The 12,558-nt window shown below is 70.5% G+C and carries 15 protein-coding genes; 10 read left to right on the top strand and 5 right to left on the bottom strand.

The features are described 5' to 3' along the window. Positions 1–178 precede the first annotated feature (178 nt). The gene (locus FHX78_RS15510; protein ID WP_189908559.1) at positions 179–469 is read left to right on the top strand and encodes a DUF397 domain-containing protein; all 291 of its coding nucleotides are present in this window, start codon (positions 179–181) and stop codon (positions 467–469) included. Positions 470–608: 139 nt separating this feature from the next. Here the strand turns inward: FHX78_RS15510 and FHX78_RS15505 are convergent, their stop codons facing one another. Then, positions 609–1,109 (bottom strand): ATP-binding protein, encoded by a 501-nt coding sequence (locus FHX78_RS15505; RefSeq protein ID WP_145868054.1) that lies wholly within the window; start codon positions 1,107–1,109, stop codon positions 609–611. Positions 1,110–1,484: 375 nt separating this feature from the next. Between FHX78_RS15505 and FHX78_RS15500 the strand changes: the two genes are divergently transcribed. The 5 genes from FHX78_RS15500 to FHX78_RS15480 all read left to right on the top strand — a co-directional run bounded on the left by FHX78_RS15500 (position 1,485) and on the right by FHX78_RS15480 (position 6,390). Beyond that, on the top strand, positions 1,485–2,309 hold the full coding sequence (locus FHX78_RS15500) for a helix-turn-helix domain-containing protein (RefSeq protein ID WP_145871995.1): 825 nt from the start codon (positions 1,485–1,487) through the stop codon (positions 2,307–2,309). A gap of 107 nt (positions 2,310–2,416) precedes the next feature. Beyond that, positions 2,417–3,877, top strand: a complete 1,461-nt coding sequence (locus FHX78_RS15495; protein ID WP_145868053.1) for an aldehyde dehydrogenase family protein — start codon at positions 2,417–2,419, stop codon at positions 3,875–3,877. 59 nt (positions 3,878–3,936) lie between these two features. Then, on the top strand, positions 3,937–4,578 hold the full coding sequence (locus tag FHX78_RS15490) for a PadR family transcriptional regulator (RefSeq protein WP_145868052.1): 642 nt from the start codon (positions 3,937–3,939) through the stop codon (positions 4,576–4,578). A gap of 73 nt (positions 4,579–4,651) precedes the next feature. After that, positions 4,652–5,626, top strand: coding sequence for an ATP-binding cassette domain-containing protein (locus FHX78_RS15485; protein ID WP_167531767.1), 975 nt, complete (start codon positions 4,652–4,654; stop codon positions 5,624–5,626). Beyond that, positions 5,623–6,390, top strand: a complete 768-nt coding sequence (locus FHX78_RS15480; RefSeq protein ID WP_145868050.1) for an ABC transporter permease — start codon at positions 5,623–5,625, stop codon at positions 6,388–6,390. Before FHX78_RS15485 ends, FHX78_RS15480 begins: the two co-directional genes overlap by 4 nt. A gap of 7 nt (positions 6,391–6,397) precedes the next feature. Here FHX78_RS15480 and FHX78_RS15475 read toward each other — a convergent pair whose 3' ends face one another. Together FHX78_RS15475 and FHX78_RS15470 are read right to left on the bottom strand one after the other, a co-directional pair. After that, the gene (locus FHX78_RS15475; RefSeq protein ID WP_145868049.1) at positions 6,398–6,724 is read right to left on the bottom strand and encodes a hypothetical protein; all 327 of its coding nucleotides are present in this window, start codon (positions 6,722–6,724) and stop codon (positions 6,398–6,400) included. Next, the gene (locus FHX78_RS15470) at positions 6,721–7,026 is read right to left on the bottom strand and encodes a hypothetical protein (protein WP_145868048.1); all 306 of its coding nucleotides are present in this window, start codon (positions 7,024–7,026) and stop codon (positions 6,721–6,723) included. The genes FHX78_RS15475 and FHX78_RS15470 overlap by 4 nt, the downstream gene beginning before the upstream one ends. A gap of 121 nt (positions 7,027–7,147) precedes the next feature. On the opposite strand from FHX78_RS15470, the gene FHX78_RS15465 reads away from it, so the two are divergent. The 4 genes from FHX78_RS15465 to FHX78_RS15450 all read left to right on the top strand — a co-directional run bounded on the left by FHX78_RS15465 (position 7,148) and on the right by FHX78_RS15450 (position 10,138). Then, a complete protein-coding gene (locus tag FHX78_RS15465; protein WP_145868047.1) occupies positions 7,148–7,942 on the top strand; it encodes a helix-turn-helix domain-containing protein in 795 nt (264 codons plus the stop codon). Further along, the gene (locus tag FHX78_RS15460) at positions 7,935–8,156 is read left to right on the top strand and encodes a DUF397 domain-containing protein (protein WP_145871993.1); all 222 of its coding nucleotides are present in this window, start codon (positions 7,935–7,937) and stop codon (positions 8,154–8,156) included. The genes FHX78_RS15465 and FHX78_RS15460 overlap by 8 nt, the downstream gene beginning before the upstream one ends. A gap of 101 nt (positions 8,157–8,257) precedes the next feature. After that, positions 8,258–9,019 (top strand): MerR family transcriptional regulator, encoded by a 762-nt coding sequence (locus FHX78_RS15455; protein ID WP_145868046.1) that lies wholly within the window; start codon positions 8,258–8,260, stop codon positions 9,017–9,019. A 195-nt stretch (positions 9,020–9,214) separates the two neighbouring features. Continuing rightward, on the top strand, positions 9,215–10,138 hold the full coding sequence (locus FHX78_RS15450) for a DedA family protein (RefSeq protein ID WP_145868045.1): 924 nt from the start codon (positions 9,215–9,217) through the stop codon (positions 10,136–10,138). Positions 10,139–10,165: 27 nt separating this feature from the next. On the opposite strand, the gene FHX78_RS15445 is transcribed toward FHX78_RS15450, so the two are convergent. Together FHX78_RS15445 and FHX78_RS15440 are read right to left on the bottom strand one after the other, a co-directional pair. Beyond that, on the bottom strand, positions 10,166–11,866 hold the full coding sequence (locus FHX78_RS15445; RefSeq protein WP_145868044.1) for a threonine/serine exporter family protein: 1,701 nt from the start codon (positions 11,864–11,866) through the stop codon (positions 10,166–10,168). Positions 11,867–11,992: 126 nt separating this feature from the next. Then, positions 11,993–12,484 carry an inorganic diphosphatase gene (locus FHX78_RS15440; RefSeq protein ID WP_145871991.1) on the bottom strand — a complete coding sequence of 164 codons (492 nt, stop codon included), beginning with the start codon at positions 12,482–12,484 and terminating at the stop codon, positions 11,993–11,995. Positions 12,485–12,558 lie beyond the last annotated feature (74 nt).

Below are 12,558 nucleotides of genomic sequence, written 5' to 3'. Positions count from 1 at the left end.
GGTTCAGCAAAGATCCGGCACGGCGGAGACCGCCCGACCGCCAGGGCTGTAACCGCAGCAACACCCCGCGTGCACGTGCATCTGCCCATGCATCTGCACATGAACAAAGCTATGATCCGGGTCAGTTGACCACTGCATCAATGGCCACACCAGCCAGTGCACCAGCGGGGAGCGACCTGTGGACCACGACGTGTACGACGGTGACGTGGACGTGTGCGACGGTGCCGGCCCGTCCGGCGTGTACAACGGCATGGCGGCCACCACGCTGGACGGCGTGGCCTGGCAGAAGAGCCGGCACAGCAACTCGCAGGGGTCCTGCGTGGAGTTCGCCCGGCTGCCCGGCGGGGAGGTGGCCGTGCGCAACTCCCGCTTCCCCGACGGCCCCGCGCTCGTCTACACCCGCGCGGAGATCGAGGCCATGCTGCTGGGCGTGAAGGACGGCGAGTTCGACCACCTGGTCGCCGGCTGAGGCGCCCGGGCGCCGGACCCCGGGTCATGGACGCGCCGGAGGGGGCCGCCGGACCGTCGAGGCGGTGCGCAGGTGGCGTGGGACGCCCGTGGGGCGGCGACGCGCGGAGAACCGCGGCGCCCGGAAGCGCCGCGGTGCGTCATCTGCCGGGGGTGGGACGGTCGGCGGCGGGGCGCTGGAGTCGGAACAGGGCCCAGACCACCTTGCCGCTGAGGGCGCCCGCCATGGGGTGCCAGCCCCAGCCGTCGCTGAAGGAGTCGACCAGGAACAGTCCGCGGCCCGACTCGGCGGAGAAGTCCCCGGAGTCACGGGCGACGGGGCTGTCGTCGCTGGGGTCGCGCACCGCGCACACCAGCCGCTCGGTCCACCGCATCAGATGCAGCCGCACCGGCGGGTCCTGTGCCGTCAGTCGCGGGGAGTTGGCGGGCAGCGCGTGGCGCAGGGCGTTGGTGACCAGTTCGGACACCACCAGGCACACGTCGTCGAAACGGTCGTCCAGGTCCCACTGGCCGAGTGTCCTGCGGGTGAACTGCCGGGCTTCGCGGACCGCTTCGTAGCGGGCGTGGAGGGCACAGGAGGCGGCGTCGGAGGCGGCCGCGAGGTTCAACGGCGGAAGGCCCTGCCGTAACGGCTCGAGCATGGTCGATCCATTCGTCCCCATGCGAGGCACTCCCGGGAATTCGCGGTCGTAGCGAGGCGGCGGTGGTGCGGGACCATGGTTTCCGATGCGCACAGCAGATGCAAGGGCAGATGCACGTGCAGCTGACCGGAATCGACCTGCCCGTACCGGTTTGTTGGCCAATTTTTCCGTCATCTTCGCGTCTCCTCCTGGCTGTCCTCCCGCCTCCTCTTGCTCCTCCGGTGCTCCTTCCTGCGGGGATTCACCGGCTTGATTCCGTTTCCGTAACCGGACGAGTACTGCTCGAAGTGTTTTAGTGGCAGACTGCGGGCCCTGAAGACGTTGGGGAGGCTGGCGAACGTGAGCGCGGGAGAGCCGGGATCGGTGGTGCGGCGCATGCTGCTCGGATCACAACTCAGGCGACTGCGTGAGGCGCGGGGGATCACGCGCGAGGCGGCGGGTTACTCGATCCGCGCCTCCGAGTCGAAGATCAGCCGGATGGAGTTGGGCCGGGTGAGCTTCAAGACCAGGGACGTCGAGGACCTGCTGACCCTGTACGGCATCACGGACGAGCAGGAGCGCACCTCGCTGCTCTCCCTCGCCCGCGAGGCCAACGTCGCGGGCTGGTGGCACAGTTACTCGGACGTGCTGCCCAGCTGGTTCCCGACCTACGTGGGCCTGGAGGGCGCGGCCTCGCTGCTGCGCGCCTACGAGGTGCAGTTCGTGCACGGCCTGCTGCAGACGGAGGAGTACGCCCGCGCGGTGGTGCGGCGCGGCATGAAGGGCGCGAGCGACGAGGACGTCGAACGGCGGGTGGCGCTGCGCCTGGAGCGGCAGAAGTACCTGGTCTCCGAGAACGCCCCCGAGTTCCACGTGGTCCTCGACGAGGCCGCCCTGCGCCGGCCGTACGGCGACCGCGTGGTGATGCGCGGCCAGCTCCAGCACCTGATCGAGATCTCCGAGCGGCCCAACGTGCGGTTGCAGGTCATGCCGTTCAGCCTCGGCGGGCACTCCGGGGAGTCGGGCGCGTTCACCATCCTCAGCTTCCCCGAGTCCGACCTGTCGGACGTCGTGTACCTGGAGCAGCTCACCAGCGCGCTGTACCTGGACAAGGCCGAGGACGTCGCCCAGTACGAGAAGGCGCTCAAGGAGCTCCAGCACGACAGCCCGGGGCCGGCGGAGAGCCGGGACCTGCTGAGGGGACTCCTGCAACTGTCCTGATGAGGACGGAAACGCTCAACTCGCGCCGAGCGCAAGTACGATGACGTGCCATCAGACCGTGCAGTGGGTCAGGGCTCTGCTGACGCAGCGAGGGATCGAGGGATCACATGTCGTCGTACTTCACCGATCTGGCTCAGCAGTACATCGACGGTGAGTGGCGCCCGGGCAGCGGATCCTGGGACATCATCGACTTCAACCCGTACGACGACGAGAAGCTCGCGTCGATCACCATAGCCACCGTCGACGAGGTCGATCAGGCGTACCGGGCGGCCGCCCGCGCGCAGAAGGAGTGGGCGGCGACCAACCCGTACGCCCGCCGCGCGGTGCTGGAGAAGGCGCTGAGGCTCGTCGAGGAGCGCGAGGAGGAGATCTCCGAGGCGATCGTCGCCGAACTGGGCGGCACGCGCCTGAAGGCGGCCTTCGAGCTGCACCTCGCCAAGGAGTTCCTGCGCGAGGCGGTCCATCTGGCGCTGCGCCCCGAGGGCCGGATCCTTCCCTCGCCGGTGGACGGCAAGGAGAACCGCGTCTACCGGGTGCCCGTCGGGGTCGTCGGCGTGATCAGCCCCTTCAACTTCCCGTTCCTGCTGTCGCTCAAGTCGGTCGCCCCCGCGCTCGCGCTCGGCAACGCCGTGGTGCTCAAGCCGCACCAGGACACCCCGGTCGTCGGCGGCTCCCTGGTGGCGAAGATCTTCGAGGACGCGGGCCTGCCCGGCGGTCTGCTGAACGTCCTCATCACCGACATCGCGGAGATCGGCGACGCCTTCCTGGAGCATCCGGTCCCGAAGGTCATCTCCTTCACCGGCTCGGACGAGGTCGGCCGCCACGTGGCCACCGTCTGCGCCGCCCACTTCAAGCGCTCGGTCCTCGAACTCGGCGGCAACAGCGCCCTGGTGGTCCTCGACGACGCCGACCTGGACTACGCCGTGGACGCGGCCGTCTTCAGCCGGTACGTCCACCAGGGCCAGGTCTGCATGGCCGCCAACCGCGTGCTGGTCGACCGCGCGGTGGCCGAGGAGTTCACCGAGAAGTTCGTCGCCAAGGTCAGGTCCCTGAAGGCAGGCGACCCGCGCGACCCGGAGACGGTCGTCGGCCCGGTCATCAACTCCCGGCAGGCGGAGGCGCTGTCCGGCGTCGTCGAGCAGGCGCTCGCCGAGGGCGCCACGGCCCTGGTGCGCGGCAGCCGCACCGACAACCTGGTCGAGCCGTCCGTCCTGACCGGCCTGCCCGCCGACTCCGCGCTGCTCCGCCAGGAGGTCTTCGGGCCCGTCGTCTTCCTGGTGCCGTTCGACGGCGAGGAGGAGGCCGTGCGTCTCGTCAACGACACCCCGTACGGCCTGAGCGGTGCCGTGCACACCGGGGACATCGAGCGCGGCGTGCACTTCGCCCGGCAGATCGACACCGGCATGTTCCACGTGAACGACGGCACCGTGCACGACGAGCCGATCGTCCCCTTCGGCGGCGAGAAGCACTCGGGCGTGGGCCGGCTGAACGGCGACACCATGCTGGACGCCTTCACCACGGTGAAGTGGATCTCGGTGCAGCACGGCCGGAGCGCCTTCCCGTTCTGACCGGCGTGACGCCCCCCGGGCCCGGCCCGGGGGGAATCCCGGCTGGCTAGGCTGGGCCCATGTCAGTGATCCGTCTCCTCGTGCTGGGCGCGGTGCGCCAGCACGGGCGGGCCCACGGCTACCAGGTGCGCAACGACCTGGAGTACTGGGGCGCGCACGAGTGGTCCAACGCCAAGCCCGGCTCGATCTACCACGCCCTGAAGCAGATGGCCAAACAGGGGCTGCTGCTGGCGCACGAGATCGCCCCGTCCACGGCCGGCGGCCCGCCGCGCACCGAGTACGAGATCACCGAGCAGGGCACCGAGGAGTTCTTCCGGCTGCTGCGGGAGTCGCTGACCTCCTACGACCAGAAGCCGGACGTGCTCTCGGCCGGGCTCGGCTTCATGGTCGACCTGAGCCGGGCGGAGGCCCTGGAGCTGCTGGAGCGGCGGATGCGGGCCATCGGGGAGTGGCGCACGTCCGTCACCGAGTACTACACGCCCGAGGACGGTCCCGGCCGGCTCGGCCACATCGGGGAGATCATGGACTTCTGGGTCCACTCCGCCGACACGGGCGCCGAGTGGACCCGCGCGCTCATCGAGCGGATCAGGGGCGGCGCCTACACCTTCGCCGGTGAGGGCGAGCCGTTCGTCGGCGTCCTGGCCGACGGCGAGGAGAACCCGTACGCCACGGGGGAGCGGCATCCGGGGGACGCCCAGTAATCAAGTTTGACCAATGGGATCGGCGGGTATACGGTCACCGCTGTAGTCAAGTTTGACTAGCGAGGGAGTCCCAGTGGCCGACACGGCGATCACCGTCGAGGACGCACGCAAGACGTACCGCGGAAGCGGCGGGAAGGAGGGCAGGCCCGCACTGGACGGGCTCGACCTCACGGTCGCGCGCGGCACGGTGCACGGGGTGCTCGGGCCGAACGGCGCGGGCAAGACCACCCTGGTGCGGATCCTGGCCACCCTGCTGCGGCCCGACGCGGGCCGGGTCGAGGTGGCAGGACACGACGTCGTGCGCGAGGCGTACGCCGTACGGCTGCGCATCGGCCTGCTCGGCCAGCACGCGGCGCTCGACGAGGAACTCGGCGGCCGGCAGAACCTGGAGCTGTTCGGCCGCCTGCACCACCTGGGCGCGCGCCGCGCCCGCGCGCGGGCCGGCGAACTGCTGGAGCGCTTCGAACTGTCCGGCACCGGACACAAGGCGGTGAAGCAGTACAGCGGCGGCATGCGGCGCCGCCTGGACCTCGCCGCCTCCCTGATCACCGAACCGGAGGTGCTCTTCCTGGACGAACCCACCACGGGCCTCGACCCGCGCGGCCGCGCGGAGGTGTGGGAATCGGTCCGCTCCCTGGTCGGCGGCGGTACGACGGTGCTGCTCACCACGCAGTACCTGGAGGAGGCCGACCAGCTCGCCGACCGCATCTCGGTGGTGGACGCCGGCCGCGTCATCGCCGACGGCACGGCGGACGAGCTGAAGGCGGCCAGCGGCGGCGACCGCATCGACGTCGTCCTGCGCGACGCCGGGCACCTGGGCGCGGCCGTCGCCCTGCTGCCCGCGCCGAAGGACACGGTCACCGTCGACACCGACCGGCGGCTGCTGAGCGCCCCGGTCACCGACCGCATGGCGGCCCTGGCCGGGGTCGTCCGCGCGCTGGAGGAGTCCGGCATCGAGGCCGAGGACATCGCCCTGCGCAGGCCCACCCTCGACGAGGTGTTCCTGCGGCTGACCGGATCCGGCGACCGAGTGAAGGAGACCGCATGACCACCCCGGCGTACGCCCTGACCGACTCCTGGACCATGACCCGCCGCGAACTCGCCCGCTGGCAGCGGCATCCCGTCGGCGTGGTGGTGAACCTGGTCTTCCCGGTGATGCTGCTGCTGATGTTCGGCTACCTGGTCGGCGGCGGCCGGGGCGTGAGCGGCGCCTACCTCGACTTCCTGGTGCCGGGCATGCTCGCCCTCACCATGGCCTTCGGCCTGGAGGGCACCATGGTCGCCGTCACCCAGGACCTCGACAAGGGCGTCATCGACCGCTTCCGCTCCATGCCCATGGCCAACGGCGCGGTCCTGGTGGGCCGCTCCGCCGCCGACATGCTCCAGTCGGCGCTCGGCCTGGCGGTGCTCCTCGCCGTCGCCGCCGCGCTGGGCTGGCGCGCGCAGGGCGGCGCGGCCGGCTTCCTGGCCGCCGTGGGGCTGCTCCTGCTGTTCCGGTTCGCGATGCTCTGGATCGGCATCCATCTGGCGCTGGTGGCCGGGAAGCCGGAGCTGGTGCAGGCGGTGCAGATCCTGGTCTGGCCGGTCGGCTTCCTGTCCAACGCCTTCGCCGCCCCCGAGTCCATGCCCGACTGGCTGGGCACGGTCGTCCAGTGGAACCCCATGTCCCAGACCGCCACGGCCGTGCGCGACCTGTTCGGCAGCCCCGGCGGCGAACCGGGCCACGTGTGGGCCGCCGTCGCCTGGCCGCTGGCCCTGCTCGCGGTGTTCTTCCCCCTGGCGGTACGCCGGTTCGCGCGGCTCAGCCGCTGAGCCGACCTCAACTGCCCGGATCCGCATCGGCGTCGAAGTCCGTGTACACGCCCAGGCGGGCGCCCCTGCTCTCCGCGATGCGGCACACGTCGGTCAGGGCCTCGCCCATGCGGGCCAGGAGGTAACGGAGCTGGACGGCGCTCACGGGCTCGTCGTCGCGGAGCATGTCGGCGAGGTGGGCGAGCAGGCCGGCGGCCATGTCGAGCTGGACGCCCTCGGCGATGTCGGCGGCCCGGGAGAGGCGTCCGCCGCCGTCGCTCAGGAGGTAGCAGGGCTTGCCTTCGGGACCCGCCCAGGGCAGCAGGCGGGCGGGGGTGAGGGCGTGGTGGGTCATGCGGTCAGTCCCAGGCGGTGAGTCGGGTGGGGGAGCAGGTGGACGCCCTGCGGGGCGATCAGCAGGGAGCGGCGCCGGGCCTGTCGGCGCCGCTCCCGTTCCCGGCGTTCGTGCGCGACGACGTAGGGGCGTACGAGGCTGTGGTCCTCGCCGCGCAGAGGGCGTGCGCCGAACTGGCGCGGGGCCGGGCCCTCGACGGGCGGGGGATCGTATCCGGCCCCTGCGTCGAGCCGACGTCGTCCGGTACCGGGGGCGACGAGGCTGAGCAGCGGTTCGAGGAGGCGGGCGATGAGGTCGAGCATGAGGTGACTCCGTGATCGATGTCGCGTTCCGTAGCGATCGACCTACAGAGTGAGACGGCCCGCACTAGGCTCGCCAGGGGGTTCAAGGTGACAGAGCATTTGTCACAGAGGGGTTGATCTCGTGGGCACCAACTACGGCGACTGGCTCAGGGAACAGCGTGAGGCGGCGGGGCTGACGCAGCAGCAACTGGCCGAGTCGGCGGTCATGACGCGCACGCACATCGCGCACATCGAGGCGGGCCGCAGGGTGCCGTCCCGGGAGGACGCCCGGCGGCTGGACACCGCGCTGGGCACGGGGAGTGTGCTGAGCAGCTTTCTGCCACAGCAGGAAGCTGCGGTCGCGGACTACTTCGAGGCGGCCCGGCTGCTCGAACGACAAGCGGTGATGATCAGGGAGTTCGCCCTGTCGTTCGTCCCGGGCATCCTGCAGACGGAACGGTACGCGCGTGCGGTTCTGAGCACGTCGTTCCCTCCTGTGAGTGAAGAGGAATGTGACAGGCTCGTTGTCACACGCCTTGAGCGGGCGAGGATCCTGGACGATCCGGTGACACCCGTGGTCTGGGCGCTGCTGGACGAGGCGGTGCTGCGGCGGGTCGTGGGCGGGCGAGAGGTCATGGCGGAGCAGATCGCGCACCTGGTTCGCTTGGTGGAACGGCGTCGTGTACGCGTGCACGTGGTCCCCTACGGGGTTGGCGCGTATCAACTGCTGCAGGGCTTGGTCACGCTGATGTCCTTCGAGGACCAACCGCCGTTGGCGTACTCGGAGGGTGTCCAGGTGGGCAAGGTGCACGACTCTCCGTCTGTGGTCACGCGCCTTGAGGGGGCCTACGATCTGGCACTGAGCGACGCGCTGCCGCTCAAGGAGTCCACCGCCATGATGCAGGCGATCGCGAAGGAGTACAGACGTGGTGACTGAGTCCCTCATAGCGGATGGCGCCCTGCTCGACGGCTGGCGGAAGTCGTCGTACAGCGGCCCCGAGGCCGGCAGCTGCCTCGAAGTGCTGGACCACTTCCTCTCCGGCGTCCCCGTACGTGACTCCAAGAACCCCCACGGGCCCGCCGTGATCGTTCCGGCGCCCGCCTGGTCGGCGTTCGTCGCGGCGGTCAGGAGCGGCGGCTTCCCCTCCTGACCACCCGCCGGCGCACGTCCCCGCGTCCGCTTCCCTCACCGGCTTGCACCTCACGTCGCGTGAGGGCCCAGGGTGGAGGGCGTACCCAGAAGGGAGCGGAAGTGAGTTATTCCGTGGGACAGGTGGCCGGCTTCGCCGGCGTCACGGTGCGCACGCTGCACCACTACGACGGCATCGGCCTGCTCGTGCCCAGCGAGCGCAGCCACGCGGGGCACCGGCGCTACAGCGACGCCGACCTCGACCGGCTCCAGCAGATCCTGTTCTATCGGGAGCTCGGCTTCCCGCTCGACGAGGTCGCCGTCCTGCTCGACGACCCGGCCGCGGACCCGCGCGCGCACCTGCGCCGCCAGCACGAACTGCTGTCCGCCCGGATCGAGAGGCTGCAGAAGATGGCGGCGGCCGTGGAGCACGCCATGGAGGCACGCAGCATGGGCATCAACCTCACGCCCGAGGAGAAGTTCGAGGTCTTCGGGGACTTCGACCCGGACCAGTACCAGGAGGAGGTGCGCGAACGCTGGGGCGACACCGACGCCTACCGCCAGTCCCGGGAGCGGACCGCCTCGTACACGAAGGAGGACTGGCAGCGCGTCCAGCGCGAGGCCGACGAGCTGACCCGGCGCTTCGTCGCCCTGATGGAGGCCGGTGAGCCCGCCGGCTCCGAGGCGGCCATGGACGCCGCCGAGGAGCACCGGCAGGGGATCTCCCGCAACCACTACGACTGCGGGTACGAGATGCACACCTGCCTGGGGGAGATGTACGTCTCGGACGAGCGTTTCACGCGCAACCTCGACCAGGCCCGTCCGGGCTTCGCCGCCTACCTGCGCGACGCGATCCTCGCGAACGCCGCCCGGCACAGCTCCTGAGCCGTCGTCGTGGCCCGGATCCGCCTCCGGGCCACGACCTGCGCGGATCACCCGCGGCGGACCTTCACGGCTTTCTCCTGGGCCGCACACAGGGCATCCTGGGTACCCCCGCGGAACCTGGGTCTCGACGGCTGCGTTCATAATTTGGGCAGCCAGCCCAGCCCGTTACCCCCCAGCTGCAGGAGCCACATCCCCGTGACCACGCTTGCGCTCGGCCCTGAGTGGCTGAGCCCGGACTACCTGATCGAGACCTTCAGCCTCCCCGGCATCCTGCTGATCGTCTTCGCGGAGTCCGGACTCTTCGCGTTCCTGCCCGGTGACTCCCTGCTGTTCACGGCGGGTCTCTTCGTGGCCGAGGGCAATTACATCAGCCAGCCGCTGTGGCTGGTGTGCACGCTGATCGTGCTGGCCGCCGTCATCGGCGACCAAGTCGGTTACATGATCGGCAAGTTCTTCGGGCCGAAGCTGTTCAACCGCCCCAACTCCAAGCTCTTCAAGCAGGAGAACCTGGAGAAGGCCCACGAGTTCATGGAGAAGTACGGCCCCAAGGCGATCGTCCTGGCCCGCTTCGTCCCGATCGTGCGCACCTTCGCCCCCATCGTGGCCGGCGCCGGCCGCATGAAGTACCGGACCTTCTTCACGTACAACCTGATCGGGGGTGTCGCCTGGGGATGCGGCGTCACCCTCGCCGGCTACTGGCTCGGCCAGATCGAGTTCATCAAGAAGAACGTCGAGCCGATCCTGGTCCTGATCGTCTTCGTCTCCGTGGTGCCGATCATCGTCGAGTACCTGCGCGAGCGCGGGAAGAAGAAGCGCGCCGGCGCCGTGGCCCCGGCGGCCGCCCCGCACCAGCACCCGCAGGCGCCCGTCATGGACGACGCCACGACCCAGCTGCGCCGCATCACCCCGGCCGCCCCGCAGCCGCCCCAGCAGCAGCACTACGGCGGCCAGGGCTACCCCCAGCCGGAGCCCCGGCAGCCGTACGGCGACCAGGGCTACCCGCAGCAGCAGCAGCCCTACGGCGACCAGGGGTACCCGCAGCAGCAGCCCCAGCAGCCGTACGGCAACGACCAGTACTACGACCAGAACCAGCAGCAGCCGTACAACCGCGGTTACTGAACCGCCCGCGAGCGGGGCGCGGGGCGGCTAGAAGCCCCGCGTCCGCTTCGCCGCCCGGCGCTTCTCGGCGGAGCCGATCCGCAGGAACATCCGCGAGATCTCCGACCCGAGGTTCACCCCGATCGCGATGGCCATGGCGAGCGCCACCGCCTGCGTGAGGTAGACGAGACCCGAGTCGACCTCGTTCTGGGCGATGCCCAGCAGACCGAAGTAGGTGGCCGAACCGGGCAGCAGCGGCCCGATCGCCGCCGTGGTGTACGGCAGCGCGGACGCGAACCGGTACCGGGACAGCAGCTGCCCGAACAGGCCCACCACCCCCGCCGCCACGGCCGTGGACGCCACCGGCGAGATGTCGCCCGCGTAGTACATCGCGCCGTACACCACCCAGGCGACGCCGCCGTTGAGGGTCACCATCGCCACGGTTGATCGTTCCTGCTGGAGCAGGATCGCGAAGGTCAGCGACAGCAGCATCGACGCGGCGATCTGCCACACCGGCCGCTCCGAGACACCGAGCGCCGCGTCCGGGTTCAGCTTGGCGCCCAGCTGCACGCCGAAGTACAGCACCGTCAGCACGCCGGCCACGATGCCCACGAAGAAGTACAGGACCTCCAGCAGACGCGCGGACGCCGTGATGTAGAAGCCGGTCAGCCCGTCCTGCACGCCCGCCACCAGCGCCCGCCCGGGCAGCAGCGCGAACAGTCCACCGGTGATCACCGCGGACGCCTTCACGTCCGCGTGCGCCAGGGTCAGCGTCACCCCGATCGCGGCCGGCGGCATCGCCGCCACCGTGAACTGGTAGAACTCCGGCAGCCCGCGCCCCGCGCACAGCCAGGCCAGCCGGTCGCCCAGCATCGCGCCGACCGCGGCGGCCACGAACACCAGGAAGCCACCGCCCACCAGCACCGAGGCGGCGCCCGCGAGCAGCCCGCTCGCCCCGGTCAGCACCCAGCCGGGGTACGGGTGCCGGTTGCGGCGGATCTCCGCCAGCCGCCGGTACGCCTCCTCCAGGGAGACGTGGGTCTCGTCGTCACTGAGGTCGTCCACCAGCCGGTAGACGGCCGCCAGCCGCGTGTAGTCGGGGCTCCGGCGGCGCACCGTGCGCGACGCGGTCACCGGGTCGTCGACCAGCGAGGGCTGGTGGGAGATCGACAGCAGGGTGAAGGTGACGTTGGGCTCGCAGCGGTCCAGGCCGTAGGAGCGGCACACGGCGAACATCGCCGCCTCCACGTCCTCGGCGCCCTCGCCGCCCGCCAGCAGCAGCTCGCCGATGCGCAGGGTCAGGTCGAGCACGCGCGGCACGGCGGGGCCCGCCTCGTCGTGCCGCTGCACCGGCTCCGGCGCCGGCCGCTCGGTCACCGGCATCCGCAGCATGGTGCGCATCCGGTCCTGCCAGGGCACGTCCCTGGCCAGGCTGACCAGCGGGATCCCGCTCGCCGGGGTGAACGCCGCCGGAGGCTGCTTCGCGCTGTAGGTGCTCGGCGGGGTGAACGCCGAGCCCTCCGTCTCGTGCGGCTGCGGCGGAGCCACGTCCAGACCGTCCGGAACGGCGAACTCCGAGGTGGTCTCGGACTCGGTGCCGGTGGTCTTCGGGGCGGCCAGCCCTGTGGGAAGGGCGAACTCGGACGTCGTCGACGACTCGTCGTCGGCCGGTGCCACGACACCGGCGGGGGGCATGAACGTGCTCCTCGCCTCGTCCGACTGCGGCTTGCGGTCCTCCGCGTCCGTCACCTGCTCCGCTCTCCTCGTACGACACCGTCCGTAAGCCTGCCCCGTACAGCCTCAGTATGCGCACGCACAGCAGAACGGGCCGCACGCGTCGCGTACGGCCCGTCCTGTGGTGTTCGCGGTGTGGGCTCAGTGGCCGCCCTGCTCCTCGAAGCGCTTGTAGGACCGCTCGATCTCGGCCTCGGCGTCCACCCGGCCGACCCAGTTGGCGCCCTCGACCGACTTGCCCGGCTCCAGGTCCTTGTAGACCTCGAAGAAGTGCTGGATCTCCAGGCGGTCGAACTCGGACACGTGGTGGATGTCCCGCAGGTGCTCCACGCGCGGGTCCGTCGAGGGGACGCACAGCAGCTTGTCGTCGCCGCCCGCCTCGTCCGTCATGCGGAACATGCCGATCGCGCGGCAGCGGATCAGACAGCCGGGGAAGGTCGGCTCGTCCAGGATGACCAGCGCGTCCAGCGGGTCGCCGTCCTCGCCGAGGGTGTTCTCGACGAAGCCGTAGTCGGTCGGGTAGGCGGTCGAGGTGAAGAGTCGACGGTCCAGGCGGATCCGACCCGTCTCGTGGTCCACCTCGTACTTGTTCCGCGAACCCTTCGGGATCTCGATCGTGACGTCGAACTCCACCGGTGGCTCCTCCATGATCAGCACATAGTTCTGGTGGTTAAGTGTCCCTCACGCAGGTGTGTGATCGCGAAAGG

The organism is Streptomyces capillispiralis (assembly GCF_007829875.1).
In the GTDB taxonomy this organism is placed as follows: domain Bacteria; phylum Actinomycetota; class Actinomycetes; order Streptomycetales; family Streptomycetaceae; genus Streptomyces; species Streptomyces capillispiralis.
This window is presented reverse-complemented; position numbering and strand designations above follow the sequence as displayed.

Bases quoted from the DNA above. Each gene is read 5' to 3' on its own strand.
- FHX78_RS15505 (WP_145868054.1), bottom strand. From the start codon at position 1,109: ATGCTCGAGCCGTTACGGCAGGGCCTTCCGCCGTTGAACCTCGCGGCC.
- FHX78_RS15500 (WP_145871995.1), top strand. From the start codon at position 1,485: ATGCTGCTCGGATCACAACTCAGGCGACTGCGTGAGGCGCGGGGGATC.
- FHX78_RS15495 (WP_145868053.1), top strand. From the start codon at position 2,417: ATGTCGTCGTACTTCACCGATCTGGCTCAGCAGTACATCGACGGTGAG.
- FHX78_RS15490 (WP_145868052.1), top strand. From the start codon at position 3,937: ATGTCAGTGATCCGTCTCCTCGTGCTGGGCGCGGTGCGCCAGCACGGG.
- FHX78_RS15480 (WP_145868050.1), top strand. From the start codon at position 5,623: ATGACCACCCCGGCGTACGCCCTGACCGACTCCTGGACCATGACCCGC.
- FHX78_RS15475 (WP_145868049.1), bottom strand. From the start codon at position 6,724: ATGACCCACCACGCCCTCACCCCCGCCCGCCTGCTGCCCTGGGCGGGT.
- FHX78_RS15470 (WP_145868048.1), bottom strand. From the start codon at position 7,026: ATGCTCGACCTCATCGCCCGCCTCCTCGAACCGCTGCTCAGCCTCGTC.